Here is a 22,582-nt window from a genome sequence, read left to right as displayed (position 1 = left end):
TTTTTTGTAATTAGGTTATTCCATATTATATTCATCACTCAAACTACCTCGTAAATACATTCTTTGTAAACTGATTACTTCTTCAAATCCCCCACTATAAAAGTTGTAAGAACCCTTCATATCTTTATTATAAACGCCTATTATCGTAACATAGCCTTGATAGGGAGGTTCAATTTCAAATTTTCGCATTGGTAAATTTCCGTAGTATAAATAGATACCGTTTTTATATATACCTGTGATAAAATCATTTTTTGAAATATAAATTGCCCTACCGTCGTGCTCATTAGAAAAGTATCCTTGAACTTTTACTTTTCTTTTGTGATATTTATTGGGATTCGCAATTAATTCGATAAGTGATATACTTTTAATTTCTTCTTTTTGAATTGAAGATTTACAGCCCAAAATGATTATTAAGAATGCAATTGTAGAAAAAAAATATCTCATAATATTTTTGTTAATTTTATTAAAAGAACGAAAATGTTATTTCAAATTACCCCCGATAGTACAGATTTGTAATACGTGCCCACTAAAACAACCTTTAACCCCATAACCTTTTACCTAAATACCAGCTAAAAACTCTAAATCATTCCCAAGGAAATTTCTCTAACTTCCTTATTCGGGGTAATCCACCACCATGATTTTCTGAATCGGGATAATCTTCAATCCATTTACAAGAATTTTCATCAACATAATAAGTTATCCATCCAGATTCATCCGTACTAACTTTAAAAAGCAATTTATTTTTATCAATTGATGTTTCATCTTTTAAAATTTTCTCTAATTCCATTCCCATTTTATCAAGCGTCGAATTACTAATGGCATCTGAAAAATGTCTGTGAATGAAAATGTTTTCAAAATTGTTCAAATCACTAATAATCATTTTTGATTTATCTAATTCTGCAAACTTTTTAAATAAACCCGTTTTGTCATAGATAATCTTAAAATCGTTCATTAATCCCCAAGCGATAAATATTGTTTTGTCTGAATGACTGAAGAATTTGTCTAATTCTATTAAGTGAATTCTGTTTTCTTCTGAAATTAAATACTCCAAGAAAATTTTATTATTACTTTTCGCCATTCCAGTAGTTGGAAACCCTATTAATTCAACGAATGAAATTTTACTTGCCTGATTACTTTCAACTTTCAATTTAGAAAAAATTCGATGATATCTTTTACCATCCCCTTTGTAGTTTGGCAATAAAAAAGGGTGATGAATAGTGTGCTTTTCCCAAAAACTAATTCCGTCAGTTAAATAGTCAGCAACAAAATTAAACATTTCTTTACTTTCTAAATCAATAGCCCAATTCGGGTCACGTCCTACAAATAAAACCTTTGCATCAGCAGGATTTGCACCTTGATAATTTTTTATCTTATATAAATTATTGAGTAATACAGATGGGTGCTTTTGAAAACCGATATCTTTCATATTAAAAAATTTGTTTATTGATTCAAAACTTATAGCTTCTATAAAACTTATTCTTAAATATATAACAATCGAAACTTTACAAGCAAAACATATAATCAATTTTGGACTTGATCTTTAATCTCTTAATCATTATTGTGAATCAAAGCATCCTTGCTACAACTTCGTCTTCGGCAAATTATCAATCGCCTCATCACTCGGTTCAATAATATCAATTCTTGGTTCAGCCAATTCCTGTTTATTAGCCAATGTTTTATTCAACGTCAAAACCAAAGCGGGAAGCAACATCAAATTAGACAGCATTCCGAAAAACAATGTTACAGCAACCAAACCTCCCAAAGCAATTGTACCTCCAAAGCTTGAAACTAAAAATACAGAGAAACCAAAAAACAAAACGATAGACGTGTAAAACATACTCAAACCTGCATCTGCAAAAGTAGAGAAAACCGACTTCTTGATTTTCCAGTTGTTCTTTTTCAATTCCTCTCGGTATTGTGCTAAAAACCGAATCGTATCATCCACCGAAAGCCCAAACGCAATTCCAAAAACCAATATTGTGGAAGGTTTTAACGGAACTCCCATATACCCCATAATTCCTGCCGTAAGAAGTAACGGAAGCAAGTTGGGGATGAGCGAAACGATGACCATTTTAAACGACCGAAACATAAAACCAACTAAAAATCCAGTCAGTAAAATAGCAAAAACCAATGAGGTCAATAAATTATGCAACAGGTAATTCGTTCCTTTCTGAAACACGTATGCTTTTCCCGTTATTGTAACCGTATATTGCTTTTCGGGGAATATTTTAGTTATTTCTTTCCGCAATTCATCTTCAATTTTTTGAATATTTTGCCCGCTTTCATCCCGCATAAATGTGGTAATTCGAGCATATTGTCCGGTGGAATCTACATAGCTTTTCATCACGTTGTCTTTGCCACCTTTCGCCGTATTCTTGGCATAGGATAAAATAAAACTTTGCTCTTGATTGGTGGGTAATTCATAATATTCGGCATTGCCGTTATAGTAGGCTTGCTTTGAATATTTAACCAAATTCACAATCGAAATGGGTTTTGAAAGTTCGGGAATGTCATTGATAACGGTTTGCAATTCGTCCACTCTTCGAAGCGTAGCAAGTTTCATCACACCCTTTTTCCGTTTGGTATCAATCATGATTTCCAACGGCATCACGCCATCAAATTCCTTTTCGAAGAACAAAATATCTTTAAAGAACGCTTCCTTTTTCGGCATGTCTTCTATCAAGCTTCCTGAAACCCGAATTTGATAAATCCCGATGATACTAATGACCAAAAGTAGAATAGAAATCATGTAAATAGACAAGCGACTTTCGCGAATGTGATGCAAAATCCAATCCATAAACGTACCTACCGATTGCGAATCCAGGTGTTTCAAATGACGCTCATTTGGCGGAGCTACATAACTGTGAAATATAGGAATGATAATCAAACAAAGGAAAAACAAGCCCATAATATTGAGCGACGTCACGATGCCAAATTCAATCAGCAAATCATTATTTGAAACAATAAACGTAGCAAAACCAATAGCTGTCGTCAGATTAGTCATCAATGTTGCCATTCCAATTTTCGTCGTTACCCGTTGCAACGCTTTTGCTTTATTATGGTGGGTTTTATATTCCTGGTGGTATTTATTGGTCAGAAAGATACAGTTGGGAATTCCAATTACGATGATTAATGTGGGAACCAATGCCGTTAAAACTGTGATTTCATAATGCAACAATCCGAGTGTTCCAAAGGACCATGCCACCCCAATTAGCACAATGACTAACGAAATTAAAGTAGCTTTAAAACTGCGAAAGAAGAAGTAAAACAACAAACAAGTTACCAATAAAGACATGCCGATGAAAAGTCCGATTTCGCCTTTTATGGTTTCCGTATTCATCGTTCGGATGTACGGCATTCCCGAAACGCGAAGGTCAATTCCTGTTTTTTCTTTAAAGAGTTTAACTTGAGGAATCAACTTTTCTAATATAAAATCCTTCCGAATAGGCGTGTTGACAATGGCTTTGTCCAAATAAACCGCAGCGCGAATACTTCCCGATTTCTTGTTGAATAAAAGTCCTTCGTAAAAAGGCAAATCATTAAATAATTCCTTCTGAATTTTCTTTAGATAAGCGGGATTCGCCGTTTGAGAAACGTCTACAAAGTTGGTTAATTCAAAGGTTTGTAGGGAATCGTTCTTGGTTAGTTTTTTTAAATTTGACACAGATAGAACCAAATCCGTTTCCTTGTCTTTCTCTAGATTATGCATCATTTCGCCCCAAGCTTTGTAGGCTTTTGGAGTAAATAATACGTCGTCGTGCAACCCGATGATGACGAGATTTCCTTCTTCGCCAAATTTTTCTAGAAACGCATTGTATTCAATATTGACGCTGTCGTCTTCCGGAAGTAAGTTAGCTTCGGTATAGGTGAAGCTAATGTTTTTCCACTGTAAACCTAGGAAAATAGTGATAAGTGCCACAATGGACAACATGAGTATTTTATTTCGAAGTACGATTCGGGCAACCAATTCCCAAAATCCCAAACTAAACCATTTAATCATTTGCATAAATTTTCGAATTGCAAAGGTACAGAAATCGGTGGTTTATCTGTTTTTTTATGTGTAATTCGTGACTGAAGTTTTTACACAGATTTCACTAATTAACACGGATTAAATATTAAGAATTGGTGTATGGCTTTTTTCTTCTCACCACAAATTGCAGAAATTTTCACAAATCAAGATTTAAAAATTTGCGAAAATTTGCTTAATTTGTGGTTGAATATTTTTACACAAATTTCACAAATTAACACGAATTAATTTTAAAAATTAATGTATGACTTTTTTCATCTCACCATAATTTTCATAAATCAAGATTTAAAAATTTGCGAAAATTCGCGTAATTTGTGGTTGAATATTTTTACAGAAATAAAGTTTCAATAAATTCGTGAAAATCTGTGAAATTCGTGTCTTCCTTTTTTCCTACCAGCAATAAATTTTAGAGAAAAGTGCAATTCGCGTCTAAATATTTCTTTCATTATCTTTGCCACCTCAAAACTCATATATGAATTGGATTTTATTGATAATTGCAGGTTTTTTTGAAGTAGGATTTGCAACTTGTTTAGGCAAAGCTAAAGAAACTACGGGAACGATTTCAGGAATGTGGATGGTTGGTTTTTTTGTCTGTCTATCCATCAGCATGTATTTACTTTATCGCGCGACTTTATCATTACCCATTGGAACTGCTTATGCGGTTTGGACCGGAATTGGTGCCGTTGGAACTGTATTAGTAGGCGTTTTTATATTTAAAGAACCGGCGACTTTTTGGAGAATATTTTTCTTAACCACATTAATTGTTTCAATTGTCGGTTTGAAATTTGTTTCCAATTAAAAGCCCAAATCAAGTATAAAAGTTGCTTTTATAGCAATATTATCTTCAAAATTCTGCAACTGATTCGGCCCAAAACGGTAAAAACCGGAAAGCCCAAAACCTTTGAAAATCTTATTAAGTTCGATACCACTTTCAAGGTAGCCGTCGTCTAGGGTTTTATAATTAATTCCCAAATGTTGTTCGGGCTTTTGCATCGTTCCCCAACCCATTCTCGTAACTAGAACCAAGGAAGGCTTGACTTTTTTAAATAAAGTCACCCGTTGAAATGCGTGTTTAACTTGGAAAAAGGCATACCGACTGCTGAAGAATTCGTTGAAATACATCGTTTCAAAACTGTTTTTTCCTGCAATAGTCAAACGTTGTAAAATCTTGTCGTTATTCAAATTATTTGGCGACATATTGTACAAATGCGTCAGCGGAATGTCACCAATTCCGATTCCAATTTCTGAATAGAACGTAGTTTTCTGTCCGTTAATGTATTTTTTTTGAATGTCAATACGAAGGTCAAATTTGGTGTATTCAAAATCATTTCCCACGAAACCAGGCAAGGATTTAGTGACTTGAAAAGTAAATTTTGGATAGTTTTTCTCAATTTCTAATCGGCCGGAAGGCGTTAACATAAAAGCGCTAAACGGATTCCATTGCAACGAAACCATGAACGTGGTCAATGTAAATCGGTCGTGTAATTTGTCTTTGTATTTAAAGGTATAATCGAATGTTGGCTCCACTTTTGCTTGACTTAATTCCCAAATACTTTCCGTTTTGGGAATAATTTTCGTTTCTACAAAACCTCGAATTTGCTTGTAATTGTAAAAAGTACTGACGTTGATGGGACGTGGGTCGTAAATTTTAAAAATACGTTTGTCAATCGCAAAAGAAGTACTTGCAATCTCGCGTAAATCATCGGTATACGAACCGCCAAACCAAGTTGTAGAAGCTTTTCCCAACCGAATCGCACCACCATATTTGTATTTCAATTCATCATCTTTCAAACCATAAGCTATATAACCGTCGAGTTTGAAAATATCAGATAATTTTTCATTGGTAACGCCGCCAAAACCAAATCGGAATCCTTCATAATTGTTATATTTAATCAAATAACGCAAATCAATATCGAGAATACTCACGGGAACATAACCATCTAAAATCCGACGTCCAATGTTTAATTTCCGTTCAAGTCCTCTTGAAATCACAAGGCTGTCTAATGATTTATAGGTTTCAATTCCTCTAAAATCGAGCGTGTCTTTTCGGTTTTGTTGCCAGAATAAATCACTCTTTTTAATTGCATCGTCTTTAATTTGAATTGCAAGTGTTTTTCGGGAAATGACCAAAGGCTGATTGAATTCGTGTTCGTAATAAACCGATTTTGAAATAAGTTGGATTAAATCAGACGGTGCTTTTTCGCTCGCATTTTGAAAATTTTCAAAGCTATCTTCTTCAAAGTGAATTTGTCCACCTAAAATTTTGATGTTTTCTTTATTGTTTCCTTTAATAATTTTGAGTGTTCGTGTACTCGGAAACCATAAATCTTGTTCAGGGAAATAGATATAATCATGAGTCGCACTGACGTCAATGATGTTTTTAATTCGTACTACGGCTTTGGCCACGCCATAATTTTCAGCATCTATGTACAAAATGCCATTCAATCCATTTTTCTTATCCTTCTTTTTATCCGAAAAGAATATCAGATACGTCTTACGATTTTGAATGGAAAGTGTGTCTAAAATTTTGAAGGAATAATCCTGCAAAGCGTTTGTTCCTAAAGGTCCATTGTACCGGTTTTCTAACAAGTCATACTGATTGCCGTAAATCGAAAACGACTGCAAATTGAGTCCAATCAATTCATAAATTGGCTTTTTGAAACCTGCCATTTTTGTAGCTTCTACCGTTTCTTTAATATGTGTGCCGTCAAACTGAACTTTTGATATTTTTTCCGTTTGGTAAATATGCCGTTTACTAACTATTTTCTTGAAGGTAAAATTGGTAGAATCCAGCTTTACAAATTTCCGAACCCGGCGATTGGTAACAAATATCGAATCTAAAGTGCCGTTAATAGAATCAGGATTTGCAGTAATTACGAGTTTATTGTAGACTTTAAACTGAAAAAATCGAAGTTTTCGTTCCGGGTCGTTGTTGTTTTTATGCTCAATTACTTTTTCAATAATCCCAATTGCAGGATTTTTACCAACAATAACTTCGCTCAAATTTTCAGATATCGGATTGAGTTGAATCAGAAGATTTTTCTGTTTTCTTGCTAGTATTTTTTGCGATTCGAAACCCACATAAGAAACCGTAATCGAATCACTAACGCGAATGTTATTCAAAATGAAATTCCCATCTACATCACCGACAATAAATGAATTAGAAGTAGAAATTGAAGCAAACGGCAATGGTTTTTTAGTGGTTCCATCAATTATCCGACCCGTAATCTCGAATTGAGCTTGAACGGAACACGTAATTAATAAGACCAAGTAAATAAGATGCTTCATATTGTTCGGAGCCAAATTTGGCAAACCATTTTCTGCGACAAAAGTAAGTTACTTGCATAAAAAAATCCACTCTTTTAAGTGGATTTTAATAGTATTTCTTTGAAGAATAGAAAATTATACTTTCATAATTTCAGCTTCTTTCACCACTAAAAGTTCGTCAATTTGTTTGATGTAAGCATCCGTTAATTTTTGAACTTGTGCTTCAGCATCTTTACAAATATCTTCAGAAGTTCCGTCTTTTTCTTGCTTTTTAATATCAGAATTCGCGTCTTTACGAGCGTTTCTAATACCAATTTTTGCATCTTCTGCTTCCACTTTAGCTTGTTTAGCCAACTCCCGACGACGTTCTTCCGTTAAAGGTGGAACAGAAATAATGATTAAATCACCATTGTTCATTGGGTTGAAACCAATATTGGCAAGCATAATCGCTTTCTCGATCGGCTGAATCATGTTTTTTTCAAACGGCTGTAACGTAATTGTTCGAGCATCCGGAACACTGATTTTAGAAACCTGTGACAAAGCAGTTGCCGAACCGTAATAATCTACAAAAACACTTCCTAACATCGATGGAGATGCTTTTCCAGCACGAATGTTTGTAAATGCTTTTTCTAAATGCGCAATAGAACCAATCATCGATTCCTTTGTACTGTCTAATATAAAATCAATTTCTTCAGTCATAATTTTTAGTTTAAGGGTTTAAAGCTTATTAGGTCAAAAGGCTACACTCATAACCAGTTAACCTCATAACCTTTTAAACTTTATTTATTTACTAACGTTCCAATATTTTCTCCTTCGCAAATTTTAAGCAAATTCCCAGGTTTGTTCATGTCAAAAACCACAATTGGCAATTCATTTTCTTGGCTTAATGTAAAAGCGGTTGTGTCCATTACATTCAATCCTTTGGCCAATACATCTTCAAATGAAATACGTTCAAATTTAGTTGCCGAAGCATCTTTTTCCGGGTCAGAAGTATAAATTCCATCCACACGTGTTCCTTTCAAAATTACATCTGCATTGATTTCAACACCTCTCAAAACTGCTGCAGTATCCGTAGTGAAATAAGGATTTCCAGTTCCTGCACCAAAAATCACAATCCGACCTTTTTCTAAATGTCGAACCGCTCTTCTCTTAATATAAGGTTCTGCAATTGCTTCAATTTTCAAAGCCGTTTGCAAACGCGTCAGCATTCCTTTGTCTTCCAAAGCTCCTTGAAGCGCCATTCCGTTAATAACGGTAGCAAGCATTCCCATATAATCGCCTTGAACGCGGTCCATGCCGTTACTTGCTCCAGCAACTCCTCTAAAAATGTTTCCACCACCAATAACAATCGCGATTTCCACCCCTTGTTCGTGAATAGTTTTGATATCATCAGCATATTCGGCTAAACGAATAGGGTCAATTCCGTACTGACGGTCGCCCATTAATGCTTCGCCACTCAATTTTAGAAGAATTCTTTTGTATTTCATTCGTGTGTTATTTTTTGGAATTTCGCTTACGCAAAAGTAATCTGGGTCAACAGAAATTTAATTCTCAAGCACCATTTTACGCTTTGCAAGTGCAAATATAGACAATTCCTTTTTTTCTTTTTAGAAAATTGTGCTTATGTGACTTTTATCACATGCGGACTTTAGTAGAATTGTATCTTTGTATCGCAATAAAAATATTTAAAAGAAATACAGATGAAAGATATAATTCCAAATAGTTTAGCCAATTCCTACTCCTACGAAGAGTACCGAAATAAAATTAAAGATTTATTAGCCGAAGGTAAAAGTTCAGGTGACGAACAATCAGACGAAATTTTGGCTTATAGCCAATTGAACGAAACTCGAATGAATCGTTTAGACAAAACTATCAAAATAACGCCTGAAACAGAAGCGTTTTTGTCAGTATTAAATACCGAATATATTTGGCTTGTTTTGTCGGAAGGTTGGTGTGGTGACGCGGCTCAAATTTTGCCAATCATAAATAAAATGGCACAAGTTTCCGATAAAGTAGAGTTGAAAATTGCTTTCAGAGATGAGAATCCTGAATTGATGAATTTGTATTTAACAAACGGTGGAAAATCCATTCCGAAGATGATAATTTTGGACAAGAACACACTAGAAGTTCTTGCTGATTGGGGTCCAAGACCAGCTGACGCGATAAAATTAATTCTAGATTATAAAGCAAAACACGGCATTGTAGATGAAATTGCAAAAGCAGATTTGCAAATGTGGTATTTACACGATAAAGGAGTTTCGACTCAGAAAGAAATTGTAAGTTTGCTTAAATAATAATCTTCTTTGAAAAAATAGTAAACAAAAATCCCTTTAAAATTATTTTTAAAGGGATTTTGTATTTTTATTAATCTTTCTGTTTTTCCGCCATTCTTTAAAAAGCTTTTTAGATTCTTCTAAAGTGTGAAAATCCCCCTCCTCCGCTTCTTTGATTAAATTTTCAAAAGCTTCTTGAGACATCGGTTTGCAAGGAGTGGCAAGGTTTTCTGCTTTTTGTTCTGATGGTTGCATAACAAGGAATTTTAAATAGTAAGTAAATTTACTAAATTTTCAGATACGTACTTGCTTTGTTTTTAAAACTTTACAATTATAAATGGGCCAAATTTTCAGGAGAAAAAGCATTTTCAACCGAATAATCACCAATTTTAGTTCTTCGTAATGCCGTTAAATGTGAACCCGATTGCATTGCTTTTCCAAAGTCATACGCCAAAGAACGAATATAAGTTCCTTTCGAACATTTTACTCTAAAATCAATTTCAGGTAAATCAATTCTCGTAATTTCAAATTCGTAAATCGTAGTTTTTCTAAAAGCGATTTCCACCTCTTCACCAGCACGAGCGTGTTCGTAAAGTCGTTTTCCGTCTTTTTTAATCGCTGAAAATATAGGCGGCTTTTGGTCAATTTCACCCAAGAATTGCTTCACAGTTTCGTGAATTAAAGCTTCGTCAATATGTGAAGTTGGAAATGTTTCATTAATTTCTGTTTCTAAATCATACGATGGAGTGGTAGCACCAATGTAGAAAGTTCCCATATATTCTTTGGCTTGACTTTGAATTTCAGAAATTGTTTTGGTAAATTTTCCTGTGCAAACAATTAAAAGTCCTGTTGCCAAAGGGTCTAACGTTCCAGCGTGACCAATTTTAAATTTCTTGGGAAGTCCAACTCTATTAATTAAATGATATTTTAATTTGTTGACCGCTTGAAATGAACTCCAAGTTAAAGGTTTATCTACCAATAAAATTTGTCCTTCTTGGTATTGTTCAATAGTTAATTTGTCCATTATTTAGTGTAGAAATAAATCAACAAAGCAATTCCGATAATGATTCTGTACCAACCCCAAAATTTAAAACCATATTTCGTCAATACAGTAATGAATGTTTTAACTGCAAGTAAAGCAACTACAAACGCCACAATATTTCCAATAATGAATAAATTAATGTGATTTTGGTCTTGCAAAATCATTTCAAAACCTTTCATTTCAGTTGCCGTTCCTTTGCCCCAAGTTTTTACAAAAATAGAATAGACGGTAACCGCTAACATCGTAGGAACCGCTAAAAAGAAAGAGAATTCAGCCGAAGCTTTTCTGCTCAAACCTTGTGTCATTCCACCAATTATCGAAGCTGCAGAACGAGAAGTTCCCGGCATCATCGCTAGACATTGCCAAAAACCAATGATAACTGCTGTTTTGATTGAAATGTCTTTTTCATCCAGAACTCGTGGATTCTTAAACCAATTGTCCACAAATAAAAGCACCACTCCACCTAAAATCAAAACAGAAGAAATGGCAATTTGGTTTCCTAAAACGGCTTCAATCATATCGTCAAAAAGAAACCCTAAAACCAATGCAGGAATTACGGCAAAAATTAATTTGATATAAAAATTGAAATTTGAAAAGTCAAAGAATTTCTTCCAATACAAAACTACAATCGCCAAGATGGCACCAAATTGTATCGAAACTTGAAACATTTTTAGAAATTCGCTTTCGCCCATTCCTAAAATTGACGCAAGAAAACCCATGTGGGCGGTTGAGGAAATAGGCAAAAACTCGGTAAGACCTTCAATAATGGCAATCAGAATGGCTTGTAACGTATCCATAAATTAGTGTTCAGTGTTCAGAATATTAGTGTTCAGTCGTAAGGAGTCTTCAGTATTCAGATTTATAGTATTCAGTCTTTTCTAGTAATCAGTATAGTTCGAACTGACCACTAATTTAACTGACCACTGATTACTTCTTCTTAAGTATCGCATAAATAGTAATTCCAAAACCAATTAAAACGGTCGTTGGTGCTAATCTGATTCTTCTCCAATTGAAAATCTCCTCGTTAAAAACCGCAGGATTATCTGAACCACCACCTGACATTAAGATAAATCCTAAAGCGATTACAGCAAGTCCAATTAATAAGAATTTGTAATTTACTCTGTCAAAAAGAAACTCGTGTTGTGGTTTATTTTCCATTGTTTTATTTTTTTATAATTTAACTTTTACCTTTCAAACTCCCATCTTCTAACTTCCATCTGCCTAATACAAGTCGTCTGTTCTCAAATTTAAGAAACGTTGTGTTGCAAAGAATGTACTCAACCAAGTAATGATAATTCCCACGACTAAAACGCCCACTAAAACCGCAGCCGTCAAAGTTTCTTCCGCTAAAATATTTAGATTTGGATACGTAATATTCACATAATATAAAGTCGCTATTAAAGCCAAAATAGCTAATCCAGCGCCAATCATTCCTAGTTTTATACTTCTCCAAATAAATGGTTTTCTAATAAAAGACTTCGTCGCACCAACCATTTGCATCGTTTTAATGATAAATCGGTTGGAGTAAATCGATAGTCGCATTGAGCTATTAATCAGCAATACCGCTATAAATGCAAGAAATCCGCTGATAATTAAAATCCAGAAACTCACTTTCTTGATGTTGTCGTTTACCAAATTGACTAATTGCTTGTCATAAACAATATCAGAAACCATTTCGTTTTTGCGCAAGCGTGATTCAATTTTCGCAATACTATCATTCACAATATAATCAGCTTTTAAGTGAATGTCAAAAGAGTTTTGCAAAGGATTCGCACCTAAAAAGTTCATGAAATCCTCACCAATAATATCCGTATGTTGCTTCGCAGCTTCATCTTTTGTCACATAAACAAACGATTTCACAAAAGGAGCCGTTTGCAACTCGCTGTCAAAAGCCTTGATGATTGTATCGTTTGCGTCATTGTCAAAAAAGACTGTCATTGCAATTTCTTCCTTGAAATCATCGGCTAAATTTTTCGAATTAATGACAAACAAACCTAAAATTCCCAGCAAGAAAAGCACCAAGAAGACGCTCAACACTACTGAAAAATAAGAGGAAATTAACCGACGCTTTTGAAATTTATCGTAAGAAGAACTCATAGTTTTTTAATTATGGCGTAAAAATAATAAAGAATTTGTTTAATCATACTTTATAACGTTCAAAGTTTTGACTTTCGTACAATATATGTAAATTTGCCCACTCGAATTGATTTTTTTTGTATAGAAGCGAATCGTTCGGGCATTTTTGGCATCCATTTTCCCGCTTTCCGTTGCAATCTTTAATTTCCGAACTCCGGAAATTAAAGATTTCCTCTACAATCGCGGCTATCTAGGTTACCATTTTAACTTTAGAAAATCAGTGCCATCATGGCAAAAATACAGAATAAACGTCAAGCCTAAAACCTTCGACCCAAAACCTTGAACCTCACGAAAAAATGAAATACAATCCCAGCGAAATTGAAGCCAAGTGGCAAAAATATTGGAGCGAAAACGGCACATTTCAAGCCGAAAACAATTCTGATTTACCAAAATACTATGTTTTAGACATGTTTCCTTATCCTTCGGGAGCCGGATTACACGTTGGACATCCATTAGGCTACATTGCTTCAGATATTTATGCCCGATTCAAACGTCACAAAGGATTTAATGTTTTGCATCCGCAAGGTTACGACAGTTTTGGACTTCCAGCTGAACAATATGCCATTCAAACAGGTCAACATCCTGATAAAACTACAAAGGAAAATATTGCCCGTTACCGTCAACAACTCGACAGAATCGGGTTTTCATTTGATTGGAGTCGCGAAGTACGAACGTCCAATCCTGAATATTACAAATGGACACAGTGGATTTTCATCCAATTGTTCGAATCTTGGTTTGATGCCGATGCCAATGAAGCACGCGACATCAAAACCTTAATCATGGAATTTGAAGCCAACGGAAACCAAAAAGTAAACGCCGTTTGCGACGACAACATCATATCTTTTTCAGCAGAAGATTGGAATAATTTTTCAAACGAAGACCAACAACGCATTTTATTGCAATATAGAATGACGTATTTGGCAGAAACCGAAGTGAATTGGTGTCCAGGTTTAGGAACTGTTTTGGCGAACGACGAAATCATAAACGGTGTTTCTGAACGTGGTGGTCATCCGGTTCTTCGCAAGAAAATGACGCAATGGAGCATGCGAATTTCGGCTTATGCAGAACGTCTTTTGCAAGGTTTGAAAGATATCGATTGGACTGCTTCTTTGAAAGAATCACAGACGAATTGGATTGGAAAATCGGTGGGTGCGTTAGTTACTTTCAAAGTAAAAGATTCGGAATTAGAAAAAGACAATGTTGATTATGTGTTGTCAGGAGATGAAACGAATGATTACAGAATCGAAGTTTTCACCACAAGGCCGGACACCATATTCGGAGTTACATTCATGACATTGGCACCAGAACACGATTTGGTTTCAAAAATAACAACTCCTGAACAAAAACAAGCCATTGAAGCGTATGTTGAAGCGACTGCAAAACGAAGTGAACGCGAACGTATGGCGGATGTAAAAACTATTTCAGGAGTTTTCACGGGAGCTTATGCTGAACATCCTTTTACAAAAGAACCCGTTCCCGTTTGGATTGGAGATTACGTACTTGCCGGTTACGGAACAGGTGCGGTTATGGCGGTTCCTTGTGGCGACGAACGCGATTATGCGTTTGCCAACTTCTTCAAAGGAAATGAAGGAATGCCTGAAATTAAAAACATTTTTGACCAAGATATTTCTGAAAATGCCTTTGGAGCAAAAGACGGTTTCAAATTAATCGATTCCGATTTCTTAAACGGAATGGGTTACAAAGAAGCTTCGGCGAAAGCCATCGAAGCTTTAGAGGAATTGGAACAAGGAAAAGGGAAAACAAATTACCGTTTGCGTGACGCTGTTTTCTCCCGTCAAAGATATTGGGGCGAACCGTTTCCGGTGTATTACGTGAATGGATTGCCACAAATGATTGATACGAAACATTTACCAATTCGCTTGCCAGAAGTAGAGAAATATTTGCCAACCGAAGACGGTCAGCCACCTTTAGGAAATGCACCCGAGTGGGCTTGGGATGTTGTAAAATGTGCAGTTGTAAATACTGATTTAATTGACCATGAAACTGTTTTTCCTCTTGAACTTAACACAATGCCAGGATGGGCAGGGAGTTCGTGGTATTGGTTGCGTTATATGGATGCCGGAAACGAAAACGAATTTGTTTCTGCAGAAGCGCAAAATTATTGGCAAAATGTCGATTTATATATAGGAGGAAGCGAACACGCCACGGGCCACTTGTTATATTCTCGTTTTTGGAATAAATTCTTGAAAGATAGAGGATATGTAAATCAAGAAGAACCGTTCAAGAAATTGATAAATCAAGGGATGATTTTGGGGATGAGTGCTTTTGTTTATAAGTTCTCAAATCAACTTGCAGGAAGTGATGATTTTGACTTTAGTAAATTGCCTAACATATTTATATCGAAAGGATTTTACGCGAAATTACAAGCAGACGATGAAGTTGCAACAAGAGTATTTTCAGAAATATTAAATTCAGAGAAGCTAAAATCTTATCCTAGTGATAATGATAAGTTTAATTTTACTGATTTAAAATCTTTTAATCAAATTCATGCTGATGTTAATTTAGTGAATTCATCTGATGAATTGGATATTGATGCTTTCAAAAACCACCCATTAAATCAACACTACACAAATGCTTTATTTATTGGAGAAAGTGGAGAAGTATTTTATGAAGATAATGATAAATTTATCGTTTCTCGAGAAGTAGAAAAAATGTCCAAGTCCAAATACAATGTAGTTACTCCAGACGACATCTGCGAAGAATACGGAGCTGACACTTTACGTTTATACGAAATGTTTCTTGGTCCACTCGAACAAGCAAAACCTTGGAATACAGGCGGAATTACAGGAGTTTTCGGATTTTTGAGAAAATTATGGAGGTTGTATTTTGACGAAAGTGGATTGATTGTAACTTCTAATCCAGCTTCGGCGGAAGCCTTGAAAACATTGCACAAAACGATTAAGAAAGTCAACGACGATATTGAGGATTTCTCATTCAATACTTCGGTAAGTCAGTTTATGATTGCCGTGAATGAATTGACTGCCATGAAATGCCACGAACGTAGTATTTTAGAGCCTTTAGCGATTTTGATTTCGCCTTATGCACCACATATCGCTGAAGAATTGTGGGAAAAATTAGGACATCAAATGAGTATTTCTAAAGCTTCTTTCCCTATTTTCAACCCCCAATATTTAGTAGAAAGCAATAAAGAATATCCCGTTTCTTTCAACGGAAAAATGCGTTTTACCTTGAACTTGCCTTTGGATTTAACCAAAGAACAAATCCAAGAAATCGTCATGAACGACGAAAGAACCATCAAACAATTGGAAGGACGAACGCCAAATAAAGTGATTATCGTTCCGGGGAAAATCATCAATTTAGTGGGATAATTATTTACCAACATATTTTAAGAATCCCTATCTTTCGTTTTGAAAAATAGGGATTCTTTATTTGAATTAGAATTATTTTAAATATTTTTAACAACAGCCATGAAAAAACACGAAGTACATACTTTATCTAAATCCGTTGGATTTTCGAGTATGAAAGAAGAATTGTCTAAAGAAGTAGAGCACTTTTTAAATGAAAAAGTCAATGCGGGCTATGAAGTGGTTTCAGTTTCCTTTACTTATTTTGAAGCTCGAGAACTCGTAGCTTTCATTACACTTTGTAAATAAAATTTATTTTACAAAATCTTTAACGCAAGTCAACTTGACATAAATTTGCAAGTGGAATACAATTTGTTATATTCGTACAAAAAATAAAAACCATGTTACTATATTATATTTTAATCGGAGTCATTGCTTTAGTAAGTTGGGCGGTAAGTTCAAAACTAAAAAGCAAATTTGAATTCTATTCAAAAGTACATTTACGCAACGGAATGAGCGGTGCCGAAATTGCTGAAAAAATGTTGGCAGACAACGGAATTCGCGACGTACGTGTAATTTCTACACCAGGAAGATTAACCGATCATTATAATCCAGCAGATAAAACCGTCAACTTAAGTGAAGCCGTTTACAATCAAAGAAACGCAGCAGCGGCAGCCGTTGCCGCTCACGAATGTGGTCACGCTGTTCAACATGCTCAAGCGTATCAAATGTTAGGTTTGCGTTCTGCTTTAGTTCCTTTAGTGAATGTTTCTTCAGGAATTTCACAATGGTTAATTATTGGAGGTTTGATGTTAGGAGCTGCTGCCGGACTGGGAATTGGATATTGGGTTGCCGTTGCCGGTTTGGTTTTAATGGCTGTTGCAACCGTATTTACTTTAATCACTTTGCCAGTAGAATATGATGCAAGTCACCGTGCTTTGGCTTGGTTGAAAAATAAAAACATGCTAAGTCAAGAAGAATACGCAGGAGCCGAAGATTCTCTAAAATGGGCAGCAAGAACTTATCTTGTCGCTGCAATTGGAGCCGTTGCCATGTTATTGTTTTGGGCTTTGAGAGTTTTTGGAGGTTCAAGAGACTAAAGAGAAATTCATATAAATAGAAAATCCGCTTTCATGCATTTGAGAGCGGATTTTTTTGTTTAATCTACACCTAAGTTATAATTGTCAAGCTGAATTTATTTCAGTTTCTTTAATCTGAACTTGTTTCAGATTCTTTAGTTAAACATATTTGGAGCGAATCGTTAGTGATTTTCAGCAAGCCCTGGTCCCGCTTTCCTTCCACATCTGCTCTAAAAAAGAGCAGGATGTTCCCTCTAATCGGGGCTATTTAAAATCCTACTTTCTCCTTGGTTTCTTATCGTTTTTTAAAAGGTTTGAACAAGGAAAAATATTTTTACAAATACAAACGAAAGTGCAAGAATCTATAAATCTATAATTAATTACAATAAATGGTTCTCAATTGCCTCAATTGCTTTGGGCTTTAGCCCAAAGATTTTATAAAGAATCAAACAATCAAATTCAAAACACAAAAAAAATTCGCTCCATTACAAAGCGAATTTTCTACATAAATCTATCTAATTTTTACAACACCAATTTATCAGGATTATATCCAAAATAAGGCATTTCTTTCTCATGAAATACGACGCCAAATTCCTCTAATTCTTTCAAAATCGGCAAATAAACTTCTTTTAGAATTGGCAATTGAACACCTGGCGTTTTAATGTTTCCATTCAAAATTTGAAGTGTCGCCATTGCTACGGGAAGTCCAACGGTTTTTGCCATTGCAGTATAGGTTTGGTCTTCACCAAGGCAAACCATTGTGGCATCAATTTGTTTTTGAACACCGTTTAATTCGTAACCAAATTTATGATACATCACAATCATATCTTTGTCTTCTGGAGCAAGCGTCCAACTGTCATTTAAGATACGTTCTAAAATTTGAGCAGGCGTTCCGTTTTTTACGCCAACAATTTTCTTTGAACTAAATAAATCAAGTTCTAAAAGTTTGTCCCAAATAATATCGTCCTGCTCAATTCCCGTACTCATTCTGAATTTAGATTCCACAGAGTCGGACGGGTGATACGGTAAAAATAAATTGGTAAAATCGCGGAAACTAATCGTTTCTGAATTATCTATAACGTAAGTGTCGTCTGTCATTCCCAATTGCACGAACACATTCCAAGCTTTGGAAAAACCAACTCTTCGAATCGTTCCTCTATATAAAGTCAACGCGTCGTCTAATCCGTAAACACTTTTGTATTTTAAAGAATCACGGTTGGCATAACCTTCAAATTTTCCGTAACCTTCTACGTGGAAATATTCGGTTCTGCGAAATAATTTTTGATACGGAATGTATTTGTATTTTCCTTCTTGTATAAATTTTGCCGTTCCGCCTTGACCCGCTAAAACTACATTTCTGGGAGCCCAAGTAAATTTGTAGTTCCACAAATTGTTGTCTGATTCTGGAGCAACTAATCCACCACAGAACGATTCAAACAAAATAATTTTTCCACCCTGGTCTTTGATTTCGTCAATCACTTTCATCGCACTCATGTGGTCAATTCCAGGATCAAGACCCACTTCGTTCATCAAAACAAGACCTTTTGCAACAGCTTCATCATTTAAAGCTTGCATTTCAGGACTAATGTACGAAGCTGTGACCATGTTTTTATTGAAAGCAATACAATCTTTGGCGACTTCAATATGCAAATGAGCAGGCAACATAGAAATTACAATATCTGCTTTCTGAATTTCAGTTTGACGTTGTTCAGTATTGAAAATGTCTAATGCTAAAGCAGTTGCATTCGGATGATTTTGTGTTTTCTTTTGTGCCAATTCAACTGATAAGTCGGCAATTGTAATATTCAACTGTTCTACTTCTGATTTGTTCAACAAGTAGCGAATAAGCGAAGATGCGGAACGTCCGGCACCAATAATTAGTATTTTTCTCATAGTTAAGTTGTCTAACACAAAGGTATTGAATTGATCTATTTTGAGCCAACGAAAACGTTATAATCTTTATCGCATGAAAAGATTGAGTATCTTTGTGCAAATTTTCAAATAATGAACAGAAAAATTAGTTTAACCGCAACTTTGTTAGGAGTAATTTCAATTGTTTTAGGAGCCTTTGGAGCGCATGCGTTAAAAAAGTTAATTGACGTAAATGCGTTAGCTACTTTTGAAACGGGTGTTCGTTACCAAATGTATCATGCATTATTTCTGCTGTTTGTGGCAACAAACAACCTGATTCAAGAAAAAACTAAAAAAGTGATACATATATTAGTGATCTTTGGCGTTTTATTTTTTTCAGGTTCTATTTACTTATTGGCAACAAATGAAATGACAGCGTTTGACTTTAAAGTCATCGGTTTCATAACTCCAATTGGAGGATTACTGTTAATAATAGCATGGAGCCTTTTATTTATTAATGTTTACAAGAATAGGTCACAATTTCAGTAGAATAGTGTCCTATCTAAAATATAATTTTTACTTTTGCAATCTGTATTAAACACACACAACAATTAAATTTATGGATAATAACGCTTTAATTACGAAATCGATTTCGTTAGACGAATTAGGAATTAAAAATTCAAATGTTCATTACCAATTAACGCCAGATCAACTACATGATATCACTATCAAGTCAGGCGAAGGAGTAGAAAACTCAACAGGAGCTCTCGCAATCAACACGGGAGAATTCACAGGAAGGTCGCCTCAAGACCGTTTTATTGTTCGTGATGCAATTACGGAAGATAAAGTATGGTGGGGAAAAGTAAACATTCCATTTTCATCAGAAAACTTTGACAAACTTTATAAAAAAGTAACCAACTATCTTTCAGAGCAAAAAGAAGTTTTTGTTCGTGACAGTTATGTTTGTGCCGATGCTAATTACCGTTTAAACGTTCGCGTTGTAACTGAAAAAGCATCGTCAAACTTATTTGCATTCAACATGTTTCTTCGTCCTGAAGAATCTGAATTAGCAGGTTTTAAGTCAGATTGGACTTTGATCGCTGCTCCAGGTTTTATGGCAGATCCTGCTGTAGATGGAACACGTCAACATAATTTTGCGATTTTAGATTTTACACGTAAAATTGCTTTAATCGGTGGAACTGGTTATACAGGTGAAATGAAAAAGGGAATTTTCTCTGCTTTAAATTTCATCTTGCCAGTGGATAAAAATGCGTTACCAATGCACTGTAGTGCAAACGTAGGAAATGACGGCGATACAGCAATTTTCTTCGGACTTTCAGGAACTGGAAAAACGACTTTATCTGCAGATCCAAAACGTAAATTAATCGGTGACGATGAGCACGGTTGGACGAGTGAAAACACGGTGTTCAACTTTGAAGGTGGTTGTTATGCTAAAGTGATTAACTTAACAGAAGAGCAGGAGCCGGATATCTTTAGGGCAATCAAAAAAGGCGCGATCTTAGAAAATGTGGTTTTCAAAGAAGGAACAAATGAAGTAGATTTCGAAGATGTTTCTATCACTCCAAATACACGTGTAAGTTACCCAATTTACCACATTGATAATATCCAACCAGGATCTATTGGAAAAAATCCAAAAAATATTTTCTTCTTAACTGCAGATTCTTTTGGAATTTTACCTCCAATCTCAAAATTGACTCCAGGTCAAGCGGCTTACCACTTTATTTCAGGATATACAGCGAAAGTTGCCGGAACTGAAGCAGGAGTTACAGAGCCACAACCTAATTTCTCAGCTTGCTTTGGAGCGCCATTTATGCCGTTACATCCAACTAAATATGCTGAAATGTTAAGTCAGAAATTAAAAGAAAGCGGAGTTCAAGTTTGGTTAATCAATACAGGTTGGACTGGTGGACCTTACGGAATTGGAAGTCGTATGAAATTGAAATACACTCGTGCAATGATTACCGCTGCATTAGACGGTGAATTAGATAAAGTAACATTTGAGAAACACGATGTTTTTGGAATTGAAAAACCACAAACATGTCCAAATGTTCCTTCTGAAATCTTGAACCCAAGAAATACATGGGAAGACAAAGATTTATACGATAAAAAAGCAATTGAATTAGCAAATAAATTTAAAGAAAACTTTGCAAAATTTGAAGAGTTTGCGAACGAAGAAATTTTAGCAGGTGGACCATTAGTTTAACAGACTAGAATACATTTTACGTCCCGAAAGAGAACCCGATTATGAAAATAATCGGGTTTTTTTTATTTAATTTTTAGTCAAAAAAAATCCTGATTACTTCGTAGTAATCAGGATTTATGTAGTAAAAAAGGACTATTATTTAAAAGCAGCGATACCTGTAATGTCCATTCCTGTAATCAATAAGTGAATGTCGTGTGTTCCTTCATACGTAATCACCGACTCTAAATTCATCATGTGACGCATGATTGAATATTCGCCTGTAATTCCCATTCCTCCAAGAATTTGACGTGCTTCTCTTGCGATATTTATGGCCATATCCACATTGTTTCTTTTTGCCATAGAAATTTGAGCAGAAGTAGCTTTTCCTTCATTTCTCAAAACACCTAAACGCCAAGTTAGCAATTGTGCTTTTGTGATTTCGGTTATCATTTCGGCTAATTTCTTTTGTTGCAATTGTGTTCCAGCGATTGGTTTGTCAAATTGAATGCGTTCTTTTGCATAACGCAAAGCCGTATCGTAACAATCCATTGCAGCACCAATAGCACCCCAAGCGATTCCATATCGTGCTGAATCTAAACAACCAAGTGGAGCACCTAAGCCCGATTTATTTGGTAATAAATTTTCTTTCGGAACTTTCACGTTATCAAAAATCAATTCACCTGTTGCCGAAGCACGAAGTGACCATTTGTTATGTGTTTCTGGAGTGGTAAATCCTGCCATTCCACGTTCTACAACTAGTCCATGTATTCTTCCTGATTCGTCTTTTGCCCAAACTACAGCGATATCTGCAAATGGAGCATTTGAGATCCACATTTTAGCACCATTCAATAAATAATGGTCACCCATATCTTTGAAGTTGGTAATCATGCTTCCCGGATCAGATCCGTAGTTCGGTTCTGTTAATCCAAAACATCCGATGAATTCACCAGAAGCTAATTTTGGTAACCACTTCATTCGTTGTTCTTCGTTACCGTACTTCCAAATTGGATACATTACCAAAGAAGATTGAACAGAAGCTGTTGAACGAACGCCTGAATCGCCTCGTTCAATTTCTTGCATGATTAAGCCGTAAGAAATTTGGTCTAAACCTGCACCACCATATTCTTCTGGAATGTAAGGTCCAAAAGCACCGATGTCGGCTAAACCTTTAATGATTTGTTTTGGGAACTCTGCCTTTTGAGCATAGTCTTCAATAATTGGAGATACTTCGCGCTTTACCCATTCGCGGGCTGCGTCACGTACCATTTTATGTTCGTCTGACAATAAATCGTCTACTAAGTAGTAATCTGGAGCTTGAAAAAGATCTGGTTTCATTGTTGTGAAATTTTAAGTCTTCGCAAAAATAAAGAAAGATACT

General features: G+C 35.3%; 20 protein-coding genes. 7 read left to right on the top strand and 13 right to left on the bottom strand.

Annotated elements, in window-relative coordinates; all coding sequences use genetic code 11:
- Positions 1–15 precede the first annotated feature (15 nt).
- From YWA_RS0105560 to YWA_RS14720, 3 genes are all read right to left on the bottom strand, one after another.
- The gene (locus YWA_RS0105560) at positions 16–444 is read right to left on the bottom strand and encodes a hypothetical protein (protein ID WP_022827508.1); all 429 of its coding nucleotides are present in this window, start codon (positions 442–444) and stop codon (positions 16–18) included.
- A gap of 139 nt (positions 445–583) precedes the next feature.
- The gene (locus YWA_RS15330) at positions 584–1,426 is read right to left on the bottom strand and encodes an Imm27 family immunity protein (protein ID WP_022827507.1); all 843 of its coding nucleotides are present in this window, start codon (positions 1,424–1,426) and stop codon (positions 584–586) included.
- Positions 1,427–1,579: 153 nt separating this feature from the next.
- Complete coding sequence (locus YWA_RS14720) at positions 1,580–4,000, bottom strand: efflux RND transporter permease subunit (RefSeq protein ID WP_040472133.1); 2,421 nt, start codon at positions 3,998–4,000, stop codon at positions 1,580–1,582.
- 499 nt (positions 4,001–4,499) lie between these two features.
- Between YWA_RS14720 and YWA_RS0105540 the strand changes: the two genes are divergently transcribed.
- Complete coding sequence (locus YWA_RS0105540) at positions 4,500–4,826, top strand: DMT family transporter (protein ID WP_022827504.1); 327 nt, start codon at positions 4,500–4,502, stop codon at positions 4,824–4,826.
- On the opposite strand, the gene YWA_RS0105535 is transcribed toward YWA_RS0105540, so the two are convergent.
- The 3 genes from YWA_RS0105535 to pyrH all read right to left on the bottom strand — a co-directional run bounded on the left by YWA_RS0105535 (position 4,823) and on the right by pyrH (position 8,781).
- Complete coding sequence (locus YWA_RS0105535) at positions 4,823–7,315, bottom strand: DUF5686 family protein (protein ID WP_022827503.1); 2,493 nt, start codon at positions 7,313–7,315, stop codon at positions 4,823–4,825. The genes YWA_RS0105540 and YWA_RS0105535 overlap by 4 nt on opposite strands.
- A gap of 114 nt (positions 7,316–7,429) precedes the next feature.
- Positions 7,430–7,993, bottom strand: a complete 564-nt coding sequence (gene frr, locus YWA_RS0105530) for a ribosome recycling factor (RefSeq protein ID WP_022827502.1) — start codon at positions 7,991–7,993, stop codon at positions 7,430–7,432.
- An 80-nt stretch (positions 7,994–8,073) separates the two neighbouring features.
- Entirely contained in the window at positions 8,074–8,781 is a 708-nt protein-coding gene (gene pyrH, locus YWA_RS0105525; RefSeq protein ID WP_022827501.1) for a UMP kinase, read from the bottom strand.
- A 213-nt stretch (positions 8,782–8,994) separates the two neighbouring features.
- Here pyrH and YWA_RS0105520 point away from each other — a divergent pair, with 213 nt between their 5' ends.
- Complete coding sequence (locus YWA_RS0105520) at positions 8,995–9,588, top strand: thioredoxin family protein (protein ID WP_022827500.1); 594 nt, start codon at positions 8,995–8,997, stop codon at positions 9,586–9,588.
- Positions 9,589–9,636: 48 nt separating this feature from the next.
- Here YWA_RS0105520 and YWA_RS0105515 read toward each other — a convergent pair whose 3' ends face one another.
- From YWA_RS0105515 to YWA_RS0105495, 5 genes are all read right to left on the bottom strand, one after another.
- Entirely contained in the window at positions 9,637–9,822 is a 186-nt protein-coding gene (locus tag YWA_RS0105515) for a hypothetical protein (protein WP_022827499.1), read from the bottom strand.
- Between the two features lie 76 nt (positions 9,823–9,898).
- Positions 9,899–10,591, bottom strand: coding sequence for a tRNA pseudouridine(55) synthase TruB (gene truB / locus YWA_RS0105510; protein WP_022827498.1), 693 nt, complete (start codon positions 10,589–10,591; stop codon positions 9,899–9,901).
- Positions 10,591–11,406 (bottom strand): undecaprenyl-diphosphate phosphatase, encoded by an 816-nt coding sequence (locus YWA_RS0105505; protein ID WP_022827497.1) that lies wholly within the window; start codon positions 11,404–11,406, stop codon positions 10,591–10,593. Before YWA_RS0105505 ends, truB begins: the two co-directional genes overlap by 1 nt.
- Positions 11,407–11,536: 130 nt before the next feature.
- Positions 11,537–11,767 carry a DUF3098 domain-containing protein gene (locus tag YWA_RS0105500; protein WP_022827496.1) on the bottom strand — a complete coding sequence of 77 codons (231 nt, stop codon included), beginning with the start codon at positions 11,765–11,767 and terminating at the stop codon, positions 11,537–11,539.
- Positions 11,768–11,830: 63 nt separating this feature from the next.
- Complete coding sequence (locus YWA_RS0105495; RefSeq protein ID WP_022827495.1) at positions 11,831–12,706, bottom strand: cell division protein FtsX; 876 nt, start codon at positions 12,704–12,706, stop codon at positions 11,831–11,833.
- Positions 12,707–13,041: 335 nt separating this feature from the next.
- Between YWA_RS0105495 and YWA_RS0105490 the strand changes: the two genes are divergently transcribed.
- The 3 genes from YWA_RS0105490 to YWA_RS0105480 all read left to right on the top strand — a co-directional run bounded on the left by YWA_RS0105490 (position 13,042) and on the right by YWA_RS0105480 (position 17,171).
- Positions 13,042–16,095: a leucine--tRNA ligase gene (locus YWA_RS0105490; protein ID WP_022827494.1), complete on the top strand. Its 3,054-nt coding sequence runs from the start codon at positions 13,042–13,044 to the stop codon at positions 16,093–16,095.
- Positions 16,096–16,194: 99 nt separating this feature from the next.
- Entirely contained in the window at positions 16,195–16,380 is a 186-nt protein-coding gene (locus tag YWA_RS0105485) for a hypothetical protein (RefSeq protein WP_022827493.1), read from the top strand.
- Positions 16,381–16,472: 92 nt separating this feature from the next.
- Positions 16,473–17,171, top strand: a complete 699-nt coding sequence (locus YWA_RS0105480; protein WP_022827492.1) for a zinc metallopeptidase — start codon at positions 16,473–16,475, stop codon at positions 17,169–17,171.
- 501 nt (positions 17,172–17,672) lie between these two features.
- On the opposite strand, the gene YWA_RS0105475 is transcribed toward YWA_RS0105480, so the two are convergent.
- Positions 17,673–19,061, bottom strand: coding sequence for a saccharopine dehydrogenase family protein (locus tag YWA_RS0105475; RefSeq protein ID WP_262493610.1), 1,389 nt, complete (start codon positions 19,059–19,061; stop codon positions 17,673–17,675).
- Positions 19,062–19,154: 93 nt separating this feature from the next.
- On the opposite strand from YWA_RS0105475, the gene YWA_RS0105470 reads away from it, so the two are divergent.
- A complete protein-coding gene (locus tag YWA_RS0105470) occupies positions 19,155–19,550 on the top strand; it encodes a DUF423 domain-containing protein (protein WP_022827490.1) in 396 nt (131 codons plus the stop codon).
- 70 nt (positions 19,551–19,620) lie between these two features.
- Positions 19,621–21,225: a phosphoenolpyruvate carboxykinase (ATP) gene (gene pckA / locus YWA_RS0105465; RefSeq protein WP_022827489.1), complete on the top strand. Its 1,605-nt coding sequence runs from the start codon at positions 19,621–19,623 to the stop codon at positions 21,223–21,225.
- A gap of 135 nt (positions 21,226–21,360) precedes the next feature.
- On the opposite strand, the gene YWA_RS0105460 is transcribed toward pckA, so the two are convergent.
- Complete coding sequence (locus YWA_RS0105460; RefSeq protein WP_022827488.1) at positions 21,361–22,539, bottom strand: acyl-CoA dehydrogenase family protein; 1,179 nt, start codon at positions 22,537–22,539, stop codon at positions 21,361–21,363.
- Positions 22,540–22,582 lie beyond the last annotated feature (43 nt).

Source organism: Flavobacterium antarcticum DSM 19726 (genome assembly GCF_000419685.1).
In the GTDB taxonomy this organism is placed as follows: domain Bacteria; phylum Bacteroidota; class Bacteroidia; order Flavobacteriales; family Flavobacteriaceae; genus Flavobacterium; species Flavobacterium antarcticum.
This window is presented reverse-complemented; position numbering and strand designations above follow the sequence as displayed.

What these genes read in the sequence shown, in the direction of transcription:
- YWA_RS0105505 (WP_022827497.1), bottom strand. Translation starts at nt 11,406, where the DNA reads ATGGATACGTTACAAGCCATTCTGATTGCCATTATTGAAGGTCTTACC.
- YWA_RS0105480 (WP_022827492.1), top strand. Translation starts at nt 16,473, where the DNA reads ATGTTACTATATTATATTTTAATCGGAGTCATTGCTTTAGTAAGTTGG.
- YWA_RS0105535 (WP_022827503.1), bottom strand. Translation starts at nt 7,315, where the DNA reads ATGAAGCATCTTATTTACTTGGTCTTATTAATTACGTGTTCCGTTCAA.
- YWA_RS0105490 (WP_022827494.1), top strand. Translation starts at nt 13,042, where the DNA reads ATGAAATACAATCCCAGCGAAATTGAAGCCAAGTGGCAAAAATATTGG.
- pyrH (WP_022827501.1), bottom strand. Translation starts at nt 8,781, where the DNA reads ATGAAATACAAAAGAATTCTTCTAAAATTGAGTGGCGAAGCATTAATG.
- truB (WP_022827498.1), bottom strand. Translation starts at nt 10,591, where the DNA reads ATGGACAAATTAACTATTGAACAATACCAAGAAGGACAAATTTTATTG.
- YWA_RS0105460 (WP_022827488.1), bottom strand. Translation starts at nt 22,539, where the DNA reads ATGAAACCAGATCTTTTTCAAGCTCCAGATTACTACTTAGTAGACGAT.
- YWA_RS0105515 (WP_022827499.1), bottom strand. Translation starts at nt 9,822, where the DNA reads ATGCAACCATCAGAACAAAAAGCAGAAAACCTTGCCACTCCTTGCAAA.
- YWA_RS0105520 (WP_022827500.1), top strand. Translation starts at nt 8,995, where the DNA reads ATGAAAGATATAATTCCAAATAGTTTAGCCAATTCCTACTCCTACGAA.
- YWA_RS15330 (WP_022827507.1), bottom strand. Translation starts at nt 1,426, where the DNA reads ATGAAAGATATCGGTTTTCAAAAGCACCCATCTGTATTACTCAATAAT.
- YWA_RS0105485 (WP_022827493.1), top strand. Translation starts at nt 16,195, where the DNA reads ATGAAAAAACACGAAGTACATACTTTATCTAAATCCGTTGGATTTTCG.
- YWA_RS14720 (WP_040472133.1), bottom strand. Translation starts at nt 4,000, where the DNA reads ATGATTAAATGGTTTAGTTTGGGATTTTGGGAATTGGTTGCCCGAATC.
- YWA_RS0105540 (WP_022827504.1), top strand. Translation starts at nt 4,500, where the DNA reads ATGAATTGGATTTTATTGATAATTGCAGGTTTTTTTGAAGTAGGATTT.
- YWA_RS0105560 (WP_022827508.1), bottom strand. Translation starts at nt 444, where the DNA reads ATGAGATATTTTTTTTCTACAATTGCATTCTTAATAATCATTTTGGGC.
- YWA_RS0105470 (WP_022827490.1), top strand. Translation starts at nt 19,155, where the DNA reads ATGAACAGAAAAATTAGTTTAACCGCAACTTTGTTAGGAGTAATTTCA.
- YWA_RS0105495 (WP_022827495.1), bottom strand. Translation starts at nt 12,706, where the DNA reads ATGAGTTCTTCTTACGATAAATTTCAAAAGCGTCGGTTAATTTCCTCT.
- frr (WP_022827502.1), bottom strand. Translation starts at nt 7,993, where the DNA reads ATGACTGAAGAAATTGATTTTATATTAGACAGTACAAAGGAATCGATG.
- pckA (WP_022827489.1), top strand. Translation starts at nt 19,621, where the DNA reads ATGGATAATAACGCTTTAATTACGAAATCGATTTCGTTAGACGAATTA.
- YWA_RS0105500 (WP_022827496.1), bottom strand. Translation starts at nt 11,767, where the DNA reads ATGGAAAATAAACCACAACACGAGTTTCTTTTTGACAGAGTAAATTAC.